The organism is Zhihengliuella salsuginis, from assembly GCF_014651715.1.
GTDB lineage: Bacteria > Actinomycetota > Actinomycetes > Actinomycetales > Micrococcaceae > Zhihengliuella > Zhihengliuella salsuginis.
Genome location: NZ_BMXK01000003.1, coordinates 50,585 through 72,509, shown reverse-complemented (window position 1 = coordinate 72,509; position 21,925 = coordinate 50,585). Strand labels below are relative to the sequence as shown.

At 69.4% G+C, this 21,925-nt stretch carries 18 protein-coding genes; 3 read left to right on the top strand and 15 right to left on the bottom strand.

Annotated elements, in window-relative coordinates; genetic code table 11:
* Positions 1 to 11 precede the first annotated feature (11 nt).
* Positions 12 to 1,010, top strand: coding sequence for a zinc ribbon domain-containing protein (locus tag IE069_RS03935; protein ID WP_189348820.1), 999 nt, complete (start codon positions 12 to 14; stop codon positions 1,008 to 1,010).
* A gap of 27 nt (positions 1,011 to 1,037) precedes the next feature.
* Here the strand turns inward: IE069_RS03935 and IE069_RS03930 are convergent, their stop codons facing one another.
* From IE069_RS03930 to IE069_RS03905, 6 genes are all read right to left on the bottom strand, one after another.
* A complete protein-coding gene (locus IE069_RS03930; protein ID WP_189348989.1) occupies positions 1,038 to 2,285 on the bottom strand; it encodes an MFS transporter in 1,248 nt (415 codons plus the stop codon).
* A 113-nt stretch (positions 2,286 to 2,398) separates the two neighbouring features.
* On the bottom strand, positions 2,399 to 4,330 hold the full coding sequence (locus IE069_RS03925) for an NHL domain-containing thioredoxin family protein (RefSeq protein ID WP_189348819.1): 1,932 nt from the start codon (positions 4,328 to 4,330) through the stop codon (positions 2,399 to 2,401).
* Positions 4,331 to 4,433: 103 nt separating this feature from the next.
* Positions 4,434 to 5,264 (bottom strand): hypothetical protein, encoded by an 831-nt coding sequence (locus tag IE069_RS03920; RefSeq protein ID WP_189348818.1) that lies wholly within the window; start codon positions 5,262 to 5,264, stop codon positions 4,434 to 4,436.
* Entirely contained in the window at positions 5,254 to 7,317 is a 2,064-nt protein-coding gene (locus tag IE069_RS03915) for a bifunctional copper resistance protein CopD/cytochrome c oxidase assembly protein (RefSeq protein WP_229790929.1), read from the bottom strand. Before IE069_RS03915 ends, IE069_RS03920 begins: the two co-directional genes overlap by 11 nt.
* A 9-nt stretch (positions 7,318 to 7,326) precedes the next feature.
* The gene (locus tag IE069_RS03910; RefSeq protein ID WP_189348817.1) at positions 7,327 to 7,977 is read right to left on the bottom strand and encodes a copper resistance CopC family protein; all 651 of its coding nucleotides are present in this window, start codon (positions 7,975 to 7,977) and stop codon (positions 7,327 to 7,329) included.
* A 124-nt stretch (positions 7,978 to 8,101) separates the two neighbouring features.
* A complete protein-coding gene (locus IE069_RS03905) occupies positions 8,102 to 8,383 on the bottom strand; it encodes an HU family DNA-binding protein (RefSeq protein ID WP_308425369.1) in 282 nt (93 codons plus the stop codon).
* Positions 8,384 to 8,703: 320 nt separating this feature from the next.
* Between IE069_RS03905 and IE069_RS03900 the strand changes: the two genes are divergently transcribed.
* Positions 8,704 to 9,393 (top strand): DnaJ family domain-containing protein, encoded by a 690-nt coding sequence (locus IE069_RS03900; protein ID WP_229790928.1) that lies wholly within the window; start codon positions 8,704 to 8,706, stop codon positions 9,391 to 9,393.
* 28 nt (positions 9,394 to 9,421) lie between these two features.
* Here the strand turns inward: IE069_RS03900 and IE069_RS03895 are convergent, their stop codons facing one another.
* Positions 9,422 to 10,399 carry a helix-turn-helix domain-containing protein gene (locus IE069_RS03895; protein WP_189348815.1) on the bottom strand — a complete coding sequence of 326 codons (978 nt, stop codon included), beginning with the start codon at positions 10,397 to 10,399 and terminating at the stop codon, positions 9,422 to 9,424.
* A 138-nt stretch (positions 10,400 to 10,537) separates the two neighbouring features.
* Here IE069_RS03895 and IE069_RS03890 point away from each other — a divergent pair, with 138 nt between their 5' ends.
* A complete protein-coding gene (locus tag IE069_RS03890) occupies positions 10,538 to 13,921 on the top strand; it encodes a S8 family serine peptidase (RefSeq protein WP_189348814.1) in 3,384 nt (1,127 codons plus the stop codon).
* Positions 13,922 to 14,145: 224 nt separating this feature from the next.
* Here the strand turns inward: IE069_RS03890 and rpsN are convergent, their stop codons facing one another.
* From rpsN to gcvP, 8 genes are all read right to left on the bottom strand, one after another.
* Positions 14,146 to 14,451, bottom strand: coding sequence for a 30S ribosomal protein S14 (gene rpsN, locus IE069_RS03885; RefSeq protein WP_189348813.1), 306 nt, complete (start codon positions 14,449 to 14,451; stop codon positions 14,146 to 14,148).
* Positions 14,452 to 14,454: 3 nt separating this feature from the next.
* Complete coding sequence (rpmG, locus tag IE069_RS03880) at positions 14,455 to 14,622, bottom strand: 50S ribosomal protein L33 (RefSeq protein ID WP_102157951.1); 168 nt, start codon at positions 14,620 to 14,622, stop codon at positions 14,455 to 14,457.
* Complete coding sequence (gene rpmB / locus IE069_RS03875) at positions 14,622 to 14,858, bottom strand: 50S ribosomal protein L28 (protein WP_102157952.1); 237 nt, start codon at positions 14,856 to 14,858, stop codon at positions 14,622 to 14,624. Before rpmB ends, rpmG begins: the two co-directional genes overlap by 1 nt.
* A gap of 369 nt (positions 14,859 to 15,227) precedes the next feature.
* Complete coding sequence (locus IE069_RS03870; RefSeq protein ID WP_189348812.1) at positions 15,228 to 15,713, bottom strand: MarR family winged helix-turn-helix transcriptional regulator; 486 nt, start codon at positions 15,711 to 15,713, stop codon at positions 15,228 to 15,230.
* 73 nt (positions 15,714 to 15,786) lie between these two features.
* Positions 15,787 to 17,211 (bottom strand): L-serine ammonia-lyase, encoded by a 1,425-nt coding sequence (locus tag IE069_RS03865; RefSeq protein WP_189348811.1) that lies wholly within the window; start codon positions 17,209 to 17,211, stop codon positions 15,787 to 15,789.
* A 135-nt stretch (positions 17,212 to 17,346) separates the two neighbouring features.
* Entirely contained in the window at positions 17,347 to 17,727 is a 381-nt protein-coding gene (gcvH, locus tag IE069_RS03860) for a glycine cleavage system protein GcvH (protein ID WP_189348810.1), read from the bottom strand.
* A 52-nt stretch (positions 17,728 to 17,779) separates the two neighbouring features.
* Positions 17,780 to 18,886, bottom strand: a complete 1,107-nt coding sequence (gene gcvT, locus IE069_RS03855; RefSeq protein WP_189348809.1) for a glycine cleavage system aminomethyltransferase GcvT — start codon at positions 18,884 to 18,886, stop codon at positions 17,780 to 17,782.
* 20 nt (positions 18,887 to 18,906) lie between these two features.
* Complete coding sequence (gene gcvP / locus IE069_RS03850; RefSeq protein WP_189348808.1) at positions 18,907 to 21,822, bottom strand: aminomethyl-transferring glycine dehydrogenase; 2,916 nt, start codon at positions 21,820 to 21,822, stop codon at positions 18,907 to 18,909.
* Positions 21,823 to 21,925: the final 103 nt, after the last annotated feature.

The following is a 21,925-nucleotide window of genomic DNA, read 5'->3' as shown; positions in this document are numbered from 1 at the left end:
ACGTGTCATCCGTGGATAAATCGTCTCGCTCCGGCTCGGACATCGTCCGGGTCGCCGCCACCTGGGCCATGGTCCTGATCGTGGTCCTCGTCGCCGCCGCCATGACGATCGCCGTCGCGAACGCCCGCATCTTCGGGCCCGAGCGCGTCGTCGGGGACTACATGAAGACGCTCGAACAGGGAGACGGCGCGACCGCGCTGGGGCACCTCGGGCTCGAGGCCCCCGCGGGCAACGGGCTGATGCTCTCCGGCGACCCCCTGAAGGCCTCGACCGCCGCGCTCGGCGACTACGAGGTCGAGGAGACCGCGCAGGAGGAGGACCGCGCCTCCGTCCGCGTCTCCTACGACGTCGGAGGGAACCGGCACCACGCGGACTTCCGCCTGGTGCGCACCGGGCGCGACTGGCTGTTCTTCGACGAGTGGCAGATCCAGATGGGCAAGCTGCCGGTCGTGACCGTGAACGCCTCCAACACGACCGACATCCGGGTCAACGACGTCGAGTCGCCCGTCGCCGCAGGAGAGCAGGCGTTCCCCGTACTGCCGCCGGCCGTCGTGACCGCCTCGTTCGAGAAGGAGTTCTTCCACGCCGAGGACACGACCCGGGTCGTCGACGGCGTCGACGACACCGACGAGCAGCTCCAGCTGGTCTCCCAGCCCACGCAGGCGCTGGAGGACGCGGTGGACCGGCAGCTGCGCGAGTACCTCGACGGGTGCGCCGGGCAGCAGGTCCTCATGCCGACGGGCTGCCCGCTGGCGTACGACACGGCCGCCCGCGTGGACCCGTCGACCATCGACTGGGAGATCGCCGACTACCCCGACGTGGAGATCGCCGGGTTCGACGGCGGCTGGGTGCTGCGCCCGCTCGACGTCGACGTCGACCTGGAGCTCGTCGAGCAGGACCTGGCGACGGGGGCGACGACCAGCGTGGACCTCACCGAGACGTACACCTTCACCGCCAAGCTGGAGCTGACGTCCTCGGACGTGTCCGTGACGCCCGTCGTCATCGAGTAGCCGCCGGAGGTCCGGGGGCGGCACGGATCAGGCCGGCTTGACCACCGGGACCGACCCCGTCGCCGGGTTGTCGTCGCGGATCGAGAACCGCCCGCGCAGCACCAGGTAGAGCGCCCAGAGCCCGGCGAGCAGCGCGACGCCGGCGCCCAGCCCCACCGCCCAGCGGGGGCCCAGCACGTCGCCGATCCAGCCGATGAGCGGCGCCCCGATCGGCGTTCCACCCTGGACCACGGCCATGTACAGGGCCAGGACGCGGCCGCGGAAGCGCGGCTGCACCGAGAGCTGGATCGACGTGTTGCAGCTGTTGAGGAACGTGACCGATGTCAGCCCCACGACCACCAGCAGCGCCGCGTACCACCAGAACGAGGGCATCAGGCTCGCCGCGACGCCGGCGGCGCCGAAGCCGAGCGCGCCGCCGATGAGGTAGCGCGTCCGGAAGCGGCCCCGGATGGCCGCGAGGATCGCCGCGGACAGGGTCCCGACGGCGATCAGCGAGCCGAGCACCCCGTACTCCGTGGGACCGCGCTCGAAGACGGTCGTCGCCATCATGGCGTTGGTGATCTGGAAGTTGAAGCCGAACGTCCCGACGAGGAACGCCATCACCAGGATCACCACCAGGTCCGGGCGCCCCTTGACGTAGGCCAGCCCCTCGCGGATCTGGCGCTTGCCGCGCGGCACCGGGGCGGCGCGCCGCAGCGCGGAGACGTCCATCCGCCAGATGCCGAACAGGACGGCCACGAAGCTGGCGGCGTTGATCATGAACGCGGGGGCGGTGCCCACCCAGGCGATGAGCAGGCCGGCGATGCCGGGGCCGGCGAGCCGGGCCATGTTGAAGGAGGCGCTGTTGAGCGCGACCGCGTTGGGGATGTCGGGCTTGGCGACGACCTCCGACACGAACGCCTGGCGGGCCGGGGCGTCGAAGGCGCTGGCGACGCCGAGGACCAGGGCGATCACGTAGACGTGCCACAGCTCGGCGACGCCGAACCAGACGAGCAGGCCGAGAGCGAGGGCGGTCAGGCCCATGACGGTCTGCGTGACCATCAACAGCTTCCGCTTGTCGTAGCGGTCGGCGACGAGCCCGGCCCAGGCGCCGAGGAACAGGATGGGGAGGAACTGCAGGCCCGTCGTGATGCCGACGGCGGTCCCGCTGTTGTCGGTGAGCTCGGTGAGCACCAGCCAGTCCTGGGCGACCCGCTGCATCCACGTGCCGATGTTGGAGATCAGCGCCCCGGCGACCCACAGACGGTAGTTCGGGCTCTTCAGTGCGCTGAACATGTTGGGCACGTCGGGTGGCACGCTCCTTGCTGTCGTGAACGCGGGGTTAACGACTTCCACCCTAGTAGTTGCTCCGCGCAACTACTAGGGTGGGCGTCACATTCGGTGGAGGATCAGTCGAGCCCGCGCAGGTCCAGGGTCAGGCCCGTGTCGCCGTCGGCGTCGAGCACCACCGGGATGCCCCAGTCCTGCTGGTAGAGGTGGCAGGCGGCGTGGTCGGGGATCTCGCCGCCCGGCTCGCCGTCGCAGGCCGCCGCGCGGGCGGTGATGTGCAGGACGCCGTCGGCGACGTCCGGGTTCAGCGCCAGGGTGCGGGTCAGGCCCACCGAGGTGCCGCCCCCGTCCAGCAGCAGCTCCTCCGGCGAGGAGGAGATCTTCAGCTGCGTCGGGTCGCCCCACCGGTCGTCGAGCTTCTGGCCCTTCGGCGCCGAGAACCGCACCACGATCTCGTGGGCGCCGGCCGCGACGGGCGTCTTCGGTCTCTGCGTCTGCGACGCGCCCTCGTCGACCGTGAGCGCCTCCTTCGGCAGCGGCACGCGCACGAGCCGGTGCTGGTTCGTCTCCACGACGAGCAGGACGGGGTCCCCCTCGACCGAGCCGTCGAGCAGCACGTCGGACGGCTCGGCCAGGCCGCGGGCCAGGGTCGAGACCGTCTTCGCGGCCGGGTCGTAGCGGCGCACGGCGCCGTTGTAGGTGTCGGCGATCGCCACGGAGCCGTCCGGCAGCACGGTGACGCCCAGCGGGTGCTGGAGGCGGGCCTGGCCGGCCTCGCCGTCGCGGAAGCCGAAGTCGAAGAGCCCGGCGCCGATCGCGGTCTCGACGGACGCGGCCGCCCCGTCGTCGTCCAGGACGATCCGGCGGACGGCGGAGGTCTCCGAGTCCGCGACCCAGAGGTCGCCGGCGGCGTCGAACACGAGCCCCGACGACTGGGCGAACCAGCTCTCGGCTGCCCCGCCGTCCTGCAGGCCCTCGAGCCCGGTGCCGGCGAACACGGCGACCGCTCCGGTGAGCGGGTCGAAGGAGAAGATTTGGTGCGTTCCGGCCATGGCCACGATGAGCGCCCCCGTCTTCTCCGACCAGGCGACGTCCCAGGGCGAGGAGAGCGACGTGTCCAGGGGTTCGGATCCGAGGTCCCACTGCCAGTCGTCGGACCGGTTCCCGCGGGCGCGCTCCGCGTCGAGGAGCCGCTGCACGCCGTTGCCGGCGAGGGTCGTCACGTGGCCGGTCTCCAGCTCCACCCCGCGCAGGCGGTGGTTGACCGTGTCGGCGACGACGACGTCGTACCCGGCCTGGGCGGCCACGGCCGGCGGCAGCAGGGTCAGGCCCTGGAGTTCGTTGAAGCGCGCGGTCTCCGGGCCGCCGTCGGCGTACCCCTTGACGCCCTCGCCGATGGTGCGGACGACGGTGACCAGGTCCGGTGCGAGCTCGACCAGGCGGTGGTGCCCGGAGTCGCCGACGAGGAAGTTCCCGTTCTCGAGGGCGATGACCTTGCCCGGGAAGCGCAGGTCTCCCTCGCGGGCGGGCGGGGCCACGTACGGACCGTCGCCGCGGTGCAGCGTGCCCTTGGCCTCGTGCTCCTCGATCAGCTCGCCGATGAGGACGTCCAGACCGTTGGCGTGGCCCTCGCCGGAGAGGTGCGCGGCGATGTAGCCCTCCGGGTCGAGGACGGTCAGCGTCGGCCAGGCGCGCGCCGAGTAGGCCTCCCACGTGGTCAGCTCCGGGTCGTCGAGGACCGGGTGGTGGATCTCGTAGCGCTCGACGGCGGCGGCCAGGGCCTCCGGGTCGGCCTCGTGCTCGAACTTCGGCGAGTGCACGCCGACGATCACGAGCTCGTCCTGGTACTTCTCCTCCAGCGGACGCAGCTCGTCGAGGACGTGCAGGCAGTTGATGCAGCAGAAGGTCCAGAAGTCGAGGATGACGATCTTGCCGCGCAGGTCCTCCAGGGTGACCGTCTTGCCGCCCGTGTTCAGCCAGTTGCGGCCCACGAGTTCGGAGGCGCGAACCTTGTAGCTCGCACGGACGGATTCTGTGCTGGTCTCGGTCACCGGGGGTCTCCTCTTTGTCGGCTGACGTCTGGCAGGGATAACCCATTATCGCCTGCGATGATTCCCGCGCCGACGTCGATGACGGCGTGAGTCCGGCAACAGCCTACTTCTGCTGCTGCGCCTCGAGCTCGAGCACCGTGACCTCGAGGATGGACTCGGCCATCTGCGTGAATTCGGGGTCGGAGATGTTCTCCGGCCCGCTGAAGGACACCATGGCGACATAGTCGCCGGCCTCCCTGATCAGGACGAGGGACTGCTGCTTCTGGTCCTCGAGGTTCGGCAGCAGCGACCAGAAGACGGCCGAGTCGGTCGGGTACCCGGTCTCCGGCTCGCTGTGCTTCAGGGGTCCGCTCGTGGGGACCACTCCCCCTTCGGCCCCGGGCTTCTGCAGGTTCAGCGTCACCGACGAGCACTCGTCGAGCAGGGTCCGGACGGTCGCGTAGTGCGCGTCCAGCTGCTCGCGGTCGTCGATCCTCGCGACCTCGATCGAGCCGATCGCGGCCACGTCCCCGGCACGGAACTGCGTCAGGGCCGCCTCGTCGGCCGAGTCGGCCACGAGCGTCGGCGACCAGTTCATCTGCGCCAGCGGTGCCTCGCACGACGACGGTGCGACCACGACGCCGGCCATGGGGTCGGCCGGATCATCGCGCAGTTGCGTGAGCTGCTCCGCCGTCGCGTCGGAGGAGAGGTCGAAGCCGAGCCCGCTGGCCTGCAGGACTCCGGCCGCCACCCCGACGCGCGGAATCGTCACGGCCGCGCCGTCGTCCGGTGCCGGCGAGCCGGCGGAAGGCGAGGCGCTCGCGGCGGAATGATCGGCGTCGTCGGGCATCTCCGCGGGCCCGCCGCACGCGGTCGCGCCCAGCAGGACGACGGCGGCCGCGGCGGCAAGTGCCAAGCGGCGGGGCCGGGCTGTGGTGCCGGTGTCAACGGCCATGGATGCCTCGTTTCTCGTCCTGCTCGTTCAACTGGCTGATCATCGCGTTGTACGCGGCGAGCTCGGCGTCGTCGTCCCGGTCGGCCTTGCGGTCCGAGCGCTTGGCCTCGCGCTCGGAGGACCGGCTCCACTGGAACATCACCCCGAGCGCGAGCAGCAGGGTCGGCACCTCGCCGATCCCCCACATCGCTCCGGCTCCGAACTTCTGGTCCTCCATCGGGTCCATGCCCCACTCGCGGCCCATGTTGCCGAACCAGGACGCCTGGATGAGGGACTCGCTGCTCATGATCGAGACCCCGTAGAAGGCGTGGAAGCTCATCGTCGCCAGCAGGATCACGAGCCGCAGCGGGAAGGCCGCGCGGCGCGGCAGCGGGTCGGAGCCGATCATGTTCAGCGCGAAGATGTAGCCCGTGAGCAGGAAGTGGACGTTCATCAGCTCGTGGCCGACGTGCTCGGACAGCGCGAAGAGGAAGAGGTCGGTGTTGTAGAAGATGACGATCGACCCGGCGAAGTTCGCTGCGGCGAAGAGCGGGTGCGTGACCAGCTTCGAGAACCACGAGTGCACGATCGCGAGGATCCATTCGCGCGGGCCCCGGGTGCCGTCGGTGCGCGCGGGGACGGCCTTCAGGGCGAGGGTGACGGGCGCGCCGATGACCAGGAAGAACGGGACGACCATCGTCAGCGCCATGTGGGCGATCATGTGGGAGGAGAACAGCACCATCCCGTAGACGGCCAGCACACCGGAGGTGATGTAGAGCAGGGCGGCCAGGCCGACGAACCAGCTGACCATGCGGATCACCGGCCACTTGTCGCCGCGGCGGCGCACCGTGACAAACCCGATCACGTAGAACACCGCGAGGATCGCGATGATCGCCACCCACAGCCAGTCGATCCGCCAGGTGTCCAGCCATGCCTGCCCGGTGAGCTCGCCCGGCAGCTCGTAGCCGGTCAGGTAGCGGGCGGGGCTCGGGCTCTCGGGCTCGAGCTCCGGCACGGGCGGGGCGGTGCGGCCGAGCACGGCCGCGACCGCCATGACGACCGCGATGATCGCGGCCTCGACGCCGACGATCCGCCACGCGGCCTTCGCCGCCGACAGCTTCCCGGCGAGCAGCTGCGGGATCGTCAGCTGGCGGTGCATCCAGCCCAGGGCCGCCAGGATCAGCGTCAGCGCGGTCTTGACGACCAGCAGCACGCCGTACGGCGTCGTCAGGTCGGCGAGGCTGCTGATGCGCAGCGAGGCGCTGACCACGCCGGAGACCGCGACGAGCAGGATCGCGACCGTCGCCAGCCACGAGAACCGCCGCAGCACGACGCCGGTGAGCACCGGCGTCGTCTGCTCCCCGGCGCCGGGCGTCCGGCCGGGCGCGGGCTTGTCGAGCGTGCCCGCCAGGCAGGCGAGTACCGCGATGCCGCCCACCCACAGGCACACGCCCGCCAGGTGCAGCAGCATGCCGTTCACGGCGGCCCAGTGGTCGTCGGCCCCGCCGGCGTGGCCGATGAGCGAGAGCGGCAGGATGCCGGACATCGCGAACACGGCGCCGAGCCCGATACCGGCCGGCGAACGCACCCCGAACGCCCAGGTGGCGGTCACGGCGGCGATGACGATCATCCACGCCCAGGCCTGCCCGGTACCGATGTTGAGGATGAAGTCGAGCATCCCGCTGGTGTACATCTCGGAGCCGGCCAGCGGCAGGCCGGACACGTCGGAGAACGTGAGGACGAGGACGGCGGCCGCGGCGAGCGTCCAGACCGTGGCCGCTCCGGCCGCGACGTTCATGGCCCGGTCGAACGCGGGGTGGTGCCCGCCGGCGTCGGCGTCGGAGCGGGTCGGCTTGAGGCCGCGCGGCAGGATCGCGGCCGCGAAGACGAGGGCGCCGACGCTCGTGGCCATCGCCGTGTGGTGGATGGTGCGCGCCAGCGGCAGGCCCCAGCGGGTGACGGCGCCCGGGTCGGCCAGTGTCCCCGCCGCCGCCGACCCCGTGTACAGGAGGGCGGCCACGAGGGCGACGAGCCCGGCGGCGAACGCCGGGACGGTCAGCTGGGTTGGCTTCACGGGTCCCCGCTACTTCTGCTGGTTGCGGACCTTGGCGATCACGACGACGACGGCGGCGATCGCGGCGACGGCCAGGCCGATGATGACGAGCGGGGCGACCCAGGCGTTCGAGTCGTCGAGTTCGAGTTCGACGGGGCCGCTGGTGGCGGGATCGTCGGGATTCAGCGCGGATTCCGAGGCCTCGGCCGGCACTTCGCTGGCGGTCGCCTCGGACGCGCTGGCGGCGTCGTCCCCGCCGGCGGCGACCGAGAACTCGACCGCCCCGCCGTTGTCGACGGTGCCCTCGATGGGGTGCCCGTCGCTTGAGGTCACGCGCCAGGAGAGGGTGTAGTCCCCGGCGGGCAGCGCCGCCTGCGGGGTGATCGCGAGATCGCCGCGGTCCGCCGCGAGGTCGACCGCGTGCTCGGCGCCCTCGGCGTCGACGAGTTCGACGGTCGTGCCGATGTCCTGGATCTCGCCGCTGAAGGTCAGCGTCAGCTGCTCGGGCGGCGCCTCGAGGGCGGCGCCATCGGCGGGATCGGTGGAGATGAGCTGGTCGTGCGCGTGGGCCGTGGAAGCACTGGCGAGTGAAACCGCCGTCGCGGCGCCGACGGCCAGGAGCAGGGCGGCGAACAGCGCGGCGAGCGCGGTGGAACGGGTGGTGTTCCGCGTGGAGATCATGGCGTCCTAACGAGATCGAAGGCTTACACATTCTACGCCACGTAGAAAGGCCCACCCGGTCGCCGGAGCGACCGAATGGACCTTTCCGCTTCCCGGTGTGGGGAAGAAAACAGGCGCAGGGCCCTTACTTGGCGACAGCGGCCTTCAGCTTGGAGCCGGCGGTCAGCTTCACGGAGTGGCCGGCCGGGATCTGGATGGCCTCGCCGGTCTGCGGGTTGCGGCCCGTGCGGGCGGCGCGGTCGGTGCGCTCGACGGCCATCCAGCCCGGGATCGAAACCTTCTCGCCCTTGGAGATCTGCTCGACGAAAACATCGAAGACGGAATCCAGCACGCCGTTCACGGCGACCTGGGAGTTGCCGGTCTTCTCGGCGACAGCTGCAACAAGCTCACTACGGTTCATAGCCAATGTGTGTCCTCCTGGACTGCTCTTCCCCCGGGCCTTGCGGGCCGGGTTGCCCCGCGGTCGCGGGGACTTCTGAGTGAAAACTATCAGCCATGGGGCCCTGACACGCCCAGATCCCGTCGATTCGGCCGGATTTTTTTGATTTTCCGCGGAATTCCAAGGGTTTTTGGAGGTTCGGGGGCCTTTTCGCCCTGAAACGACCGCCCCGGTTCGGTCCAGGTCGCCCCTCCTCCGCCCGGGATCCGGCGCGCACCGACCCTCGCTCTCCCCCACGGGCAGCGTTAGACTGACCACCATCAGACACCCTGTGCAGGAGGTGCGCGGTGCGGGCACGGCACGACGACGAGGACCGGGACGGCGAGCCGCCGCTGCGGGACACCGACCCACTGCTGCGCGCGGCCCGGTACCAGGACCAGCAGGATCTCGACGACGCCCCGGCCGCCCGCCGCTTCGAGGACGACTCGCCGCGCGTCGACATCGGCCCCGGGCACACCGCCCCGGAGATCCATCCGACGTTCCGCCGGAACGACGACGTCGGCGAGGTGGCGACGGGCGCCGTCGACCAGGCGGTCGCCCGCAGCGATTTCGACAACCTCGCCTACGCGGGCAAACCCCTCCCGAACCCGGGCGGCACACACGATCCCGACTGGTGGGTCAAGGGGCTGATCGAGCGCGAGAACATCAGCGGGCTGGGGCCGCCGGCGATCTCCCTGCGGCAGGAGTCCGCCGGACTGGCCGAGCGGCTGGACCGCCTCGGCAGCGAGGGGCAGGTCCGCGACGCGCTGCGGGACTTCAACGACCGCGTCGTCGAGGCCCGGCGGCAGCTGCTCGGCGGGCCTCCCGTGGTGACGCCGACGCGCGATGTCGACGAGGAGGTCCTGCAGTGGCGGCAGCGACGCGAGTCGGCCGCAGCGGCAGCCGACGCCGAGCGCCGCAGGCAGCAGGACCTCGCGGACCGCGAACGCGCCGAGCGCCGTTCCCGCCGCCTGCGCCGCTGGATCCCCTGGGCCTGACGACCGGCGGCGGCCAACGGATGCACCGCTAGATCCATCCCTTGCTGGCGGCGGCCACCCCCAGCTGGAAACGCGTGGCGACTTCCGCCTTGGTCATGAGCAGCTGCAGCCTCCGCTGCACGGTGCGCAGGCTCATGCCGAGCTGCCCGGCGATCGCCTTGTCGGTCAGGCCGGCGCGCAGCAGCACGAGCAGGTGCTGGTCCACATCGTCGAGGTCGGGACGTTCGGCAACCCGCTCGGGGGGCAGATAGGTCGGCTGAGCCCGCTGCCAGCTCAACTCGAAGAGCGCGCACATGGCGTCGAGCAGTCCGCTGGGCCGCAACAGCAACGCACCGACTTCATCACCATTGGACGATTCGCTCGCGAGCGGGAGCAGGGCAAGCTCCTTGTCGGCTATCACCATGCGCAGGGGCAGTACCTCGACCGCGCGAATTTCTTCGCCGGAGGCCGCGGTGACAGCCACCTGATGTGCGAATCCCGGCTTGTTGAGCGCCTGCGCCTCGATGATCACACGGTAGTCGACCCCGCGCGCGATCGCGGCCGCTTCGTCCACGTTCTCGGCAGAATCCACAACCAGCACATCGGGCTTGACCATGGCCCATACCGACCGCTTGGCCCCGCGCTGAAGCTGCGCGAAATGCTGGGCCACCGCCTGAGGTCCACGGACCACGTCGATGACATCCAGACTGACCCGTCCGGTCGCCGACTTGTGGAAGAGATCGGTCAACGCGTGGAGCTCGAGCTCGGCCCTGCGGATGTCCTGCTGCCGCTCGACGATGAGCGAACCAAGGGCAAGCTCCGGCGGCGAGGCGATGAAATGATCATGGGTTGCCACCGAACGAGCCACCAGCCCCAGAGACTCCAACGATTCCAGGGTCAGGCGCACGTCGCCGAGGCCCACGCCCAATTCATGGGCGAGCCCCTCCGCCGCGGCAGAGGGCATCGCCACGAGCTCGCGATAGACGAGCTCCTGCAATTCGGTTAGTCCCAGCACGCTCAGCATCATTGCACCTTTACGACATCGGCCCTTGCCCCACATGATGACAGAAAGTGGCCATGGCACTTATCCGCCATTGTGGATGCTACTCATGTTTGACACATTTGTGTCAACCGCACATCCACATCTGGTTCCCGAAAGGTCATCATGTCCAGAATCAAACGATCAGGGGCCGGCGTCGCGGCGCTGGCCCTCGGCGCCAGCCTGCTGGGTCTGGCCGCGCCCGCAGCGACGGCCACCCCGCAGGGTCCGGAAGACACGATCGTCGGTCACGACGCCGCCGGAGAACCGCAGGGCGTGACCTTGATCAACGGCGACACGATCCTCGTCAGCACGACGTCCGAGGGCCACCCAACGGCCATCGTGCCCAGCGGAAGCGACTACTTCACACGCATCGTCAACGAGGACCTCTACGTAGTCCCCTCTGATGCCCAGGGCCTCATCGCCTCCGGCCAGTTGGACAGCGAGCTCTTCAATGTCACCGGGTTGATCCGACAGGGGTATGCGGATGCCGAGTCCGATTCGCTGCCGCTGATCATGCAGGGCACAACTTCCGCCTTCACCCGTACCGCCGGGCTCGACGTCGTGACCACTCTCGATTCCATCGATGCGACCGCCCTGACGATGGACAAGGAAACCGCGGCCCGGAGCTACCAACAGCTGCTGGGCGCCAAGGCCTTCAGCAGCAACGCCATCACGAAGGTCTGGCTGGATGCGCGCGTGGAGCCAAGCGAAATAGCCCTGGATCCCGCCACCGGCGTGGAGCAGGCCGGTGCCGCCGATGCCTGGGACCTGGGCTTCAACGGTCGAGGGACCAAGGTCGCCGTGCTGGATACCGGCTACGATTCCGATCACCCGGACCTGGCCGACCAGGTCACCGACGCCAAGGACTTCACCGGCGAAGGTATCGACGACAGTCAGGGACACGGCACCCACGTGGCCTCCACCATCGGCGGGTCCGGGGCCTCCGACGCCTCCAAGACGGGCATGGCGCCGGAATCAGAGTTGCTGATCGGCAAGGTACTCGGCACCTACGGAGGCCAGACCTCCTGGATCATCGCCGGCATGGAATGGGCCGTTGAGGAGGAGGCCGACGTAGTCAACATGAGCCTCGGCTCGACCCAGCCGACCGACTGCACCGATCCGCTGTCCTTGGCCGGCGAGGAACTCTCCGCGCAGGGCACGACCCTGTTCGTCGCGGCGGCCGGCAACGCCGGCGCTCGCGAAACGGTGAGCGCCCCGGGCTGCGCCGAAGGGATACTCACTGTGGGAGCAGTGGACGCCGAGGGCGATCCGGCAGCATTCTCCAGCCGCGGAGCAACCCTGGGCGGACACAACGTCAAGCCCGACCTGGCGGCCCCCGGAGTGGATATCCTGGGCGCCAAAGCCGGCGGTGCCGAGGGTGGTGCCTACGTGAAGATGTCCGGCACCTCGATGGCCGCGCCGCACGTGGCGGGAGCCGCAGCACTGCTGCGTCAGGCCCACCCCGGCTATTCCGCACAGCAGCTCAAGGCGGCCCTGGTCTCCTCCGCCAAGCCCGACGCCGCAGGCGACGTCTACGCCCAAGGTTCCGGTGAGCTGTGGGCCCCGGGCGCCATTACAACCGAACTGACCAGCGACGTCAGCGTGGAACTCGGCACGTTCGACTGGCCGCACGGCAAATCCCAGCGTTCCACCGAGGACGTCACCTACACCAACACCTCCGACAAGCCGGTCACGCTGAACCTGAAGATCGAAGACCTCGCGGGTGCCGACGGCCGATCGGTCCCGGCGCACCTGATCAAGCTCGGTGCCAGACAGATCACCGTTCCGGCCAACGGCAGCGCGGGCGTGGAGGTCACCGCCAGCGGCGACGCGAAGAATCTGCGCGAAGAGGCCTACGGCGAGATCGGCGCACGTATTCTGGCCACCCAGGCAGGCGACGAGGAGGCCCGCGCGACCACCTCCGTCGGCTTCTGGCTGGAACCGGAGACCGTCAACGTGACCGTCAAGGGCATCGACCGCAACGGCGAGCCCGCCGTCAACGGCTATCTCGACCTCACCGACATGCACCAGCCGGCCCGCACCGTGAACTACTTCTCCGGCGAGGATCTCACCCTGCGGGTACGCGCCGGAGACTACGTCGTCTCCTCGTTCATCGGCACCACAGGCGAAGAAGGACCGAGGTCCTACGCCTACGTGGGCGACCCGGAGATGAGCCTGACCGAAGACACCACGGTGGTGCTCGACGCCAGGCAGGCCGTCCCGGTCGAGGCCTCCGGCGACCGCCCGATGGAGATTCGCTCCGGCTCGCTCAGTATCGACAGGAACTGGGACGACAAGTGGCGGCTGGCCAACTCGTTCACCGCGGGGACGACGACCGAGCTCTACGCCTCCCCCACAGACAAGGTCAAGAACGGCGAATTCAGCTTCGGCAGCTTCCTGCGCACCTTCGACCCGGCGGAGGCCACTGAAGCAAGCGCCTACGTCTACAACCTAGCTTTCACCGAAGAGGACAGGGTATCCAAGGACCAGAGCCACGAGGTCCCCGATTCGGCTCTCGGTTCGGTCGAGGAAAGCTGGTACGCCCAGGGGGCCGAACCCTGGAAGGCGCAGGACTGGACGCGTGTCATGCCCGAAGATGCCGACACCGGCCCCTTCTTCACCTCCGTCGGGTCGCCGCTGACTGCCCCGATGAAGCGCACCGCCTACTACACCGCGGACCTGCCCTGGCAGCAGCTGGCCCAGTCGGGACAGCTCAACCAGTTCCCCGAAATCTGGTTCGATCCGGTACGCCGCTACCAGGCCGGGGCGCGGTCGACTCTGGATTGGTTCAAGCTGCCCACGAACACCGGAATGGCTGTGACTGATACCGGCGAGCCAGGCCGAGTCGCCGAGCGACAAGGCAATCTCGTGGGCTTCAGCTTCCCGCAGTGGAAGGACTCCGAGGCCGGCCGCGTCGGACTCGGCGGCCTCGCCGACGTCGGCAACCTGTCGATCTACGAGAACGGTCGACTGCTCCAGGACCTTCCGGTTCCCTCGGGCATCGCGCAGCTCGCCCACGAGAGCTCCCAGGTGACCGCGGTCGTCGACCAGCGCCGGCTGCGCCGCGACAACTACTGGGACCTGAGCCTGCGGACCCGCACGTCGTTCAGCTTCGACACGCAGGCCCCTGCCGGCGACGAGATCGTGCCGCTGCCGATCGCACTGCCGAAGCTGGATGCCGGGGTGGACGGCTTCAACCGGGCTCCGTCCGAGGCGGAGTTCCCGGTCTCGGTCAGCCTGCAGGGTCAGAACGGCTACGACCCGGGCGGCATCGCCACCATGACCGCTCAGGTCGACTACGAGAAGCATCAAGCGATCGACGACGTGCCGGTCGAGGACTTCGAGTGGAACGAGGCGAGGGTCGTCGAACAGGATGGGCAGTGGAAGGTCCTGGTGGACAACACGGCCGCGGTGAACGGTTTCGTGACACTGCGTCTGAACATCGAGGACGCCAACGGCACCTCGATCGATCAGACCATCGAGCATTTCTACGGAGTCGACAACTGAGCAGGTAGGTTGTTCCTGCCCAGAGGCAGAGTTGAGCGGTCCGCGGCTGGTAGTCGTGGACCGCTCTTCCGTGTTCCCGCCGGCCGCCGCAGGGGCCCCGGGCCAACCTGCCGCCCGGCGGCTTCAACGCACGGAAGGCCCCCGCTGTGATCAGCGGGGGCCTTCCGTTTCCGGATCAGCCGGCAGCTAGCGCTGCGGCTCGCGCACCGAAGTGCGTGAACGGCTTACCAGGAGGACTTGGTGATGCCCGGCAGCTCGCCCTTGTGGGCCATGTCGCGGAAGCGAACACGGGAGATGCCGAACTTCTGGAACGTACCGCGCGGGCGGCCGTCGATGGCGTCGCGGTTGCGGACGCGCACGGGCGAGGCGTTGCGCGGCAGCTTCTGCAGGCCGAGGCGTGCCTCTTCGCGGGCTTCCTCGGTGGCCGTCGGGTCAACCAGGGTCTTCTTCAGCTCGGCACGCTTTGCGGCGTAACGCTCGACGATGACCTTGCGCTGCTCGTTCTTGGCAATCTTGGACTTCTTGGCCATGTCTTAGCGCTCCTCTCGGAATTCGACGTGCTTGCGGATGACCGGGTCGTACTTCTTCAGGACCATGCGGTCCGGATTGTTACGACGGTTCTTGCGGGTCACGTAGGTGAAGCCGGTCCCAGCGGTGGACTTCATCTTGATAATCGGACGTACGTCCTTGTCCTTAGCCACTAGAGCTTCACTCCCTTCGCGAGCAGCTCGGTCACCACGGCGTCGATTCCGCGGACGTCGATGGTCTTGATGCCCTTGACCGACAGCGTCAGCGTGACGTTGCGGCGCAGGGACGGAACCCAGTAGCGCTTCTTCTGGATGTTCGGGTCGAACCGACGCTTCGTGCGGCGGTGCGAGTGGGAGATGCTGTGGCCGAAGTTCGGCACTGCACCGGTCACCTGGCAAACTGCTGCCATGATCACTCCTCAGTAGTAGTAGTCAAACGGCGGTACTCTTCAAACAGGCGCGCGCCACGGAAGCGGCTCGTGCCTGATACTGCGTTGAAGCGTCCCGCCACCAGTTGTGACACCGTTCTTTACTGCTTGAAGGTAACCAGGCTGGGTGAGATCCAACCGAAGCGCCCTGTCTTGCGCGATTTACGGTGAATTCGGCAAACCCGCGGGATCACCTTTCGATGTTTCCCTATCCCACAGGTCGCTTTATTCGGTTTACGGGCAACCATGCCTGCTCGCACGAACGAGGTCCGCGCACAGCGCAGGCATGACTTAACGCCTTACTATCCTAGTTCGCCGGGGCGTCCAGCGCAAAACGAGCCGGGAGTACGCTCAGTCACCCTGGTCGTGGAAGATCCAGTGGTCGGAGTCGAGGCCCCGCACGACCTTCTGGCCGATGCGGGTCAGGTCCGAGACGTCCTGGGCGTCGAGCTGGTCGAACATCAGCCGGCGCACCGACTCGACGTGCTCGGGAGCAAGCGCCTCCACGGAGGCGATCCCCTCGTCGGTGAGGATCGCCATCGTCACGCGCGCGTCGACCGGGGACTGCTTCCGTTCGAGCCAGCCGCGGTTCTCCAGCTTCTTGACCACGTGGCTCAGCCGCGACAGCGACGCGTTGGTCTTGCCGGCCAGCTGGCTCATCGTGAGCGTCCGGTCGTCCTGCTCGGAGAGCATCGCGAGCACGTTGTAGTCGAAGATCGTCAGCCGGGCCTGCTTGTGCAGCTCGCTGTCCAGCGTACTGGGGAGCTTCAGCATCACGGCCCAGAGCGCCAGCCATGCCTCCCGCTCTTCGGGCGTCAACCAGCGTGGTTCCGTCATGAGCTCAATTCTGACACACCTCGGGATGGTTGCGCTGGGAAACGGCCATGTTTGACTAGGTCTTTAGGGCGGATCAGCATTCGACGACGTTGACCGCCAGGCCCCCGAGCGCCGTCTCCTTGTACTTGTGGCTCATGTCCTTGCCGGTCTCGCGCATGGTCACGATGACCTCGTCGAGGCTCACCCGGTGGTCGCCGTCGCCCATCAGCGCCATCTTCGCCGCATTGATCGCCTTCGCGGCCGCGATCGCGTTCCGCTCGATGCACGGGACCTGCACCAGGCCCCCGATGGGATCGCAGGTCAGGCCCAGGTTGTGCTCCATCGCGATCTCCGCCGCGTTCTCCACCTGCTCCGGCGTCCCGCCGAGGATCTCGGCCAGCCCCGCGGCCGCCATGGACGACGCCGACCCGACCTCGCCCTGGCACCCGACCTCGGCCCCGGAGATCGACGCCTGCTCCTTGTAGAGCACGCCGATCGCGGCGGAGGTGAGCAGGAAGCGCACGATCACGTCCCGCTTGACCGCCTCCAGCTCCTCGTCGGCCGCGTCGCGGATCGCCGGCGAGTAGTGCGTCGCGTAGAACATCACCGCGGGGATGATGCCGGCGGCGCCGTTCGTCGGGGCCGTCACCACCCGGCCGCCGGAGGCGTTCTCCTCGTTGACCGCGAGCGCGACCAGGTTGACCCACTCCTGCCAGTAGCCGGGGTCCCGGTCCGGGTCCTGCCCGGTGAGGCGGGCGTGCCAGGCCGGCGCCCGGCGTCGTACGCTGAGCCCGCCGGGCAGCAGCCCGGTGCGCTCGAGCGCGTTGTCCTTGGACGCCTCCATGACGTCCCACAGGTGCAGGACCCCGGCGCGGACCTCGTCGGCATCGCGCATGGACGACTCGTTGGCGAGCATGATCGAGCTGATGCTCGCCCCCTGCTCACGGCAGTGGCCCAGGAGTTCGACGGCGGTGCGGAACGGGTGCGGGACGCTCGCCAGGTCCTCCTCGATCTCCTGCACCACGGCGTCCTCCTCACCCTCGCGCACGATGAAGCCGCCGCCGATCGAGAAGTAGGTCTCGTCGGCGAGCTGCCCGCCGTCGGCGTCGAGCGCGATGAACCGCATGCCGTTCGTGTGGCGCTCCAGCACGGTCAGCGGGTGCAGGACCATGTCCGCCACGCCGTAGTCCAGGGTGACCGCGGGCCCGTCCAGCTGTGCGGCGACGTCGATCCGGCCGGTCTCCGCGTGCGCCGCCATCCGCGCCTCGGCCTCCGCGGGCAGGACGTCCTCCGCGGCGTAGCCCTCCAGACCCAGCAGGATCGCGGTGAACGTCCCGTGCCCGCGCCCGGTCGCGGCGAGCGACCCGTAGAGGTCGATGCGCAGGCCGGCGAGCCGGCCGAGCACGTCCGTGTCGGCCAGGTGCCGGGCGAACCCCGCGGCGGCCCGCAGGGGGCCGACGGTGTGGGACGACGACGGGCCGAGCCCGACGCTGAAGAGGTCGAAAACGCTGAGTGCCATGGGGAGGGTCCTAACGAGAGGGGTGCGGGTCGTTAAGTCACGACGACGCCGGCGGTGGTGGCGCCGGCGTCGTCGACAGGGGTGCGTGCGGCGCCGGAGGTCGTCCGCGGCACCGTCCGCGGTGGTGCGGGGGTCCTACTCGACGTCCCCGCCGTTGCTCGAGGCGTACTCCTCGGCGGAGAGCAGCGGGCCCTCTTCGGAGACCTCGACCGTGAACAGCCAGCCGGTGCCGTACGGGTCCTCGTTGAGGACGGCCGGGTTGTCGACGGGCTCCTGGTTGACCTCGACGACCTTGCCCGTGACCGGGGAGAAGATCTCGGAGACCGACTTGGTGGACTCGACCTCGCCGCACGGCTCGCCGGCAGTCAGTTCGGCGCCGACCTCGGGCATGTCGACGTAGACGACGTCACCGAGGGCGTCGGCGGCGATCTGGGAGATGCCGACCTTCGTCGGGGAGGCCGCGTCGACCCACTCGTGTTCGGCGGAGTAGCGGAGGGTGGAGAGAACCTTGCTCATGGGCGTTCCTTTTCGGTAGGTGGTGCTTGAAGACGACGGGGGTGCTTCTACGTTACTTCTCGCGCCGGTAGAACGGCAGGGACACGACCTCGAACGGCTGCGGCTTCCCGCGCAGGTCGACGTCCAGCGCGGTGCCGGTCTCGGCGAATTCGGTGTCGACGTAGCCCATGACGACCGGGTATCCGAGCGTCGGCGACGGCTGCCCCGAGGTGACGACGCCGACCTCGGCGCCGTCCTTGAGGACCGGGTAGCCGGAGCGGCCGGCGCGGCGGCCGAGCCCCTTGAGCCCGACGAGCTTGCGGCTCGTCCCGGCCGCCTTGGCCTCCTCGAGCGCGGCGCGCCCGACGAAGTCGTCCTCCTTCTTCAGGGAGACGATGGGGCCGAGGCCGGCGTCGTACGGCGTGGTCTCGAGGGACAGCTCGTTGCCGTAGAGCGGCATGCCGGCCTCCAGGCGCAGCGAGTCGCGCGCGGCCAGACCCGCCGGGATGAGTCCCGAGCCTGCACCGGCCTCCAGCAGCGCCTTCCACAGCGCGACGGCGTCATCGTTGCCCACGTAGAGCTCGAACCCGTCCTCGCCCGTGTAGCCGGTGCGCGCGAGCAGCACGTCGATGCCGGCGACCGCGACGTCGTCGGCCGCGTAGTACTTCATCTCGGTGACGATGCCGGCCTGATCACCGGAGACCTGCGAGAGGAGGATCGCCTCCGCCGCCGGCCCCTGGAGGGCGATCATCGAGGTCTCGGCGGAGGCGTCCCGCACCTCGACCTCGAAGTTCGCGGCCCGCTCCGAGAGGTCGGCGGCGACCGTCGGCGCGTTGCCGGCGTTGGCGACGACCAGATACTTCTCCTCGCCGCGGCGGTAGACGATCAGGTCGTCGATGATGCCGCCGGAGGCGTTGACGATCATCGTGTACTTGGCCTTGCCGACCTTGACCGCGGCCAGGTTGCCGACGAGGGCGTAGTTGAGGAACGCGGCGGCGGCCGGGCCCTCGATCCAGATCTCGCCCATGTGCGAGATGTCGAACAGGCCGGCTGCCTCGCGGACCGCCTGGTGCTCGGCCAGTTCCGAGGCGTACTTCAGGGGCATGTCCCAGCCGCCGAAGTCCGTGAACGAGGCACCGAGGGCGTCGTGTTCTTCGTAGAGCGCGGTTTTCTGCGTCATGATTGCGCGTTTCCTCTCGGTTAGTTCGCGTCCTCGGCGGGGGCCTCGAAGGCCTCCGGAGGCGGGCAGGAGCAGATCAGGTTGCGGTCGCCGCGGGCGCCGTCGACGCGGCCGACCGGCGGGAAGTACTTGTCCTGGCGCAGGCGGGCCACCGGGAACGCGGCCTGCTCGCGGCTGTACGCGCGGTCCCAGTCGCTGCTGGCGACGGCGATCGCCGTGTGCGGGGCGTTGCGCAGGGCGGATTCCTCCACCGCGATGTCGCCGGCCGCGATCTCCTGGATCTCGGCGTGGATGGTGACCATGGCCTCGATGAACCGGTCGAGCTCGCCCAGGTCCTCGGACTCGGTCGGCTCCACCATCAGCGTGCCGGCGACCGGGAAGGCCAGGGTCGGCGCGTGGAAGCCGAAGTCGATCAGGCGCTTGGCCACGTCCTCGGCGGTCACACCGGACTTCGCGGTCAGCTCGCGCAGGTCGAGGATGCACTCGTGGGCCACGAGTCCCCCGTTGCCCGTGTAGAGCGTCGGGAAGTACTCGGCGAGCGACTTCGAGACGTAGTTCGCGGCGAGCAGTGCGTTGGAGGTGGCGGCGGTCAGGCCCTCGGCGCCCATCATCGCGACGTACGCCCAGGAGATCGGCAGCACGCCGGCCGAGCCGTACGCGGTCGACGCGACGGGGGTCCCGTGGTGGCCGTTGCTCGGGCCGGTCGGGGCCCCGGGCAGGAACGGCAGCAGGTGCTCGGCCACGGCCACCGGGCCGACGCCGGGTCCGCCGCCGCCGTGCGGGATGCAGAAGGTCTTGTGCAGGTTCAGGTGGGAGACGTCGCCGCCGAACTGGCCCGGCTGGGCCAGTCCCACGAGCGCGTTCATGTTGGCGCCGTCGATGTAGACCTGGCCGCCGGCGGCGTGCACCTTGTCGCAGACCTCGCGCACGTCGGCGTCGTAGACGCCGTGGGTGGACGGGTAGGTGACCATGATGCCGGCGATCGAGTCGCGGTGCTTGTCGATCTTGGCGTCGAGGTCGGCGGCGGAGATCGTTCCGTCCTCGGCCGTCTTGACCACCACGACCTTGAGCCCGGCGAGCACCGCCGAGGAGGCGTTGGTGCCGTGGGCGGAGGCCGGGATGAGGCAGATGTCGCGCGCGGTGTCGCCGTTGGCCACGTGGTACTGGCGGATCGCCAGCAGGCCCGCGTACTCGCCCTGGGAGCCGGCGTTCGGCTGGATCGAGACGCCCGCGTACCCGGTGATCGCGGCCAGGCGCGACTCGAGGTCGTGGATCAGGTGGCGCCACCCGGCGGTCTGGTGCTCTGGGGCGTACGGGTGGATCGAGGAGAACTCGGGCCAGGAGATGGCCTGCATCTCGGCCGTCGCGTTGAGCTTCATGGTGCAGGAGCCGAGCGGGATCATCGTCCGGTCCAGCGCCAGGTCGCGGTCCGAGAGGCGGCGCAGGTAGCGCAGCATCTGCGTCTCGGAGCGGACCGTGTGGAAGATCGGGTGCGTCATGTACTCGGACGTGCGCACGACGTCGTCGCCCAGTGCCGTCGCCGTCTCGCCGAAGGCGGCCTCGGCTTCCGCGACGGCGTCCGCCGCGTTCGCGACGCCGAAGGCGGCGGCCACGACGGCGAGGTGGGCCGGCGTCGTCGTCTCGTCGGTGGAGACGGCCAGGGTGTTCTGGTCGATCAGGCGCAGGTTCACGCCCTCGACCTCGGCGTCGGCGACGATCGACTCGGCGCGGTCCTCGGCGGTGACCGTGAGGGTGTCGAAGTAGTTCTCGGCGGCCAGTGCGAAGCCGGCGCCCGTGAGGACGGAGGCCAGGGTGCGGGCGCGCAGGTGGGTGCGCTCCGCGATCTTCTTCAGGCCGGCCGGGCCGTGGTAGACGCCGTACATGCCGGCGGTGATCGCGAGCAGGGCCTGCGCGGTGCAGATGTTGCTCGTGGCCTTCTCGCGGCGGATGTGCTGCTCGCGGGTCTGCAGGGCGAGGCGGTAGGCGGCGGTGCCGGCGTCGTCGTAGGAGACGCCCACGATGCGGCCGGGCAGGTTGCGCTCCAGGCCCTCGCGCACGGCGATGTAGGCCGCGTGCGGTCCGCCGAAGAACAGCGGGACGCCGAGGCGCTGGGTGTTGCCGACGGCGATGTCGGCGCCCTGCTCGCCCGGGGGCGTGATGAGCGCCAGGGAGAGGATGTCGGCGGCGACGGCGACCATCGCGCCGCGTTCCTTGGCCGCCGCGATCACGGCGGACTGGTCGACGACGCGACCGGAGTTGCCCGGCTGCTGCAGGACGATGCCGGAGATCTCGCCGTCGGGCAGGCCCTTGGACAGGTCCGCGATCTCGACCTCGAAGCCGAGCGCCTCGGCGCGGCCGGCGACGACCGCGAGGGTCTGCGGGAACAGGTCGGCGTCGAGGACCGTCTTCGCGTCGGCCTTCTTCTTGTTCGCGCGGCGCATCAGCAGCACGGCCTCGGCGACGGCGGACGCCTCGTCGAGCAGGGAGGCGTTGGCCACGGGCAGACCCGTCAGGTCGCCGATCATGGTCTGGAAGTTCAGCAGCGCCTCGAGGCGGCCCTGGGAGATCTCCGGCTGGTACGGGGTGTAGGCGGTGTACCAGGCCGGGTCCTCGAGGACGTTGCGCAGGATGACCGGCGGGGTGTCGGTGCCGTAGAAGCCCTGCCCGATCATCTGGGTCTTGATGACGTTCTTGGCGGCGATGGCGCGCAGGTCGTCGAGGACCTCGGCCTCGCTGCGGGCGGCCGGGAGGTCGAGGGCGGAGGGCTGGCGGATGTCGGCCGGGACGGCCGCGTCGACGAGGGCTTCGAGGCTCTCGAAGCCGATAGCCGAGAGCATGTGCTCAGTGGCCGCGCCGCGCGGACCGATGTGGCGGTCGGCGAAGTTGGCGGCGTCGTCGTGCAGGTGCACGGTGGGCGTGGCGGTGATGACGGTCATCGAGGGACTTCCTGGTCTACGTGGCGGTCGGGCGCTTCGACCGGCGTCCGAACCGGACACCGGAGGCTTTCCCTCCCCGCTCTGTATTGGACCTGAGAGTTTC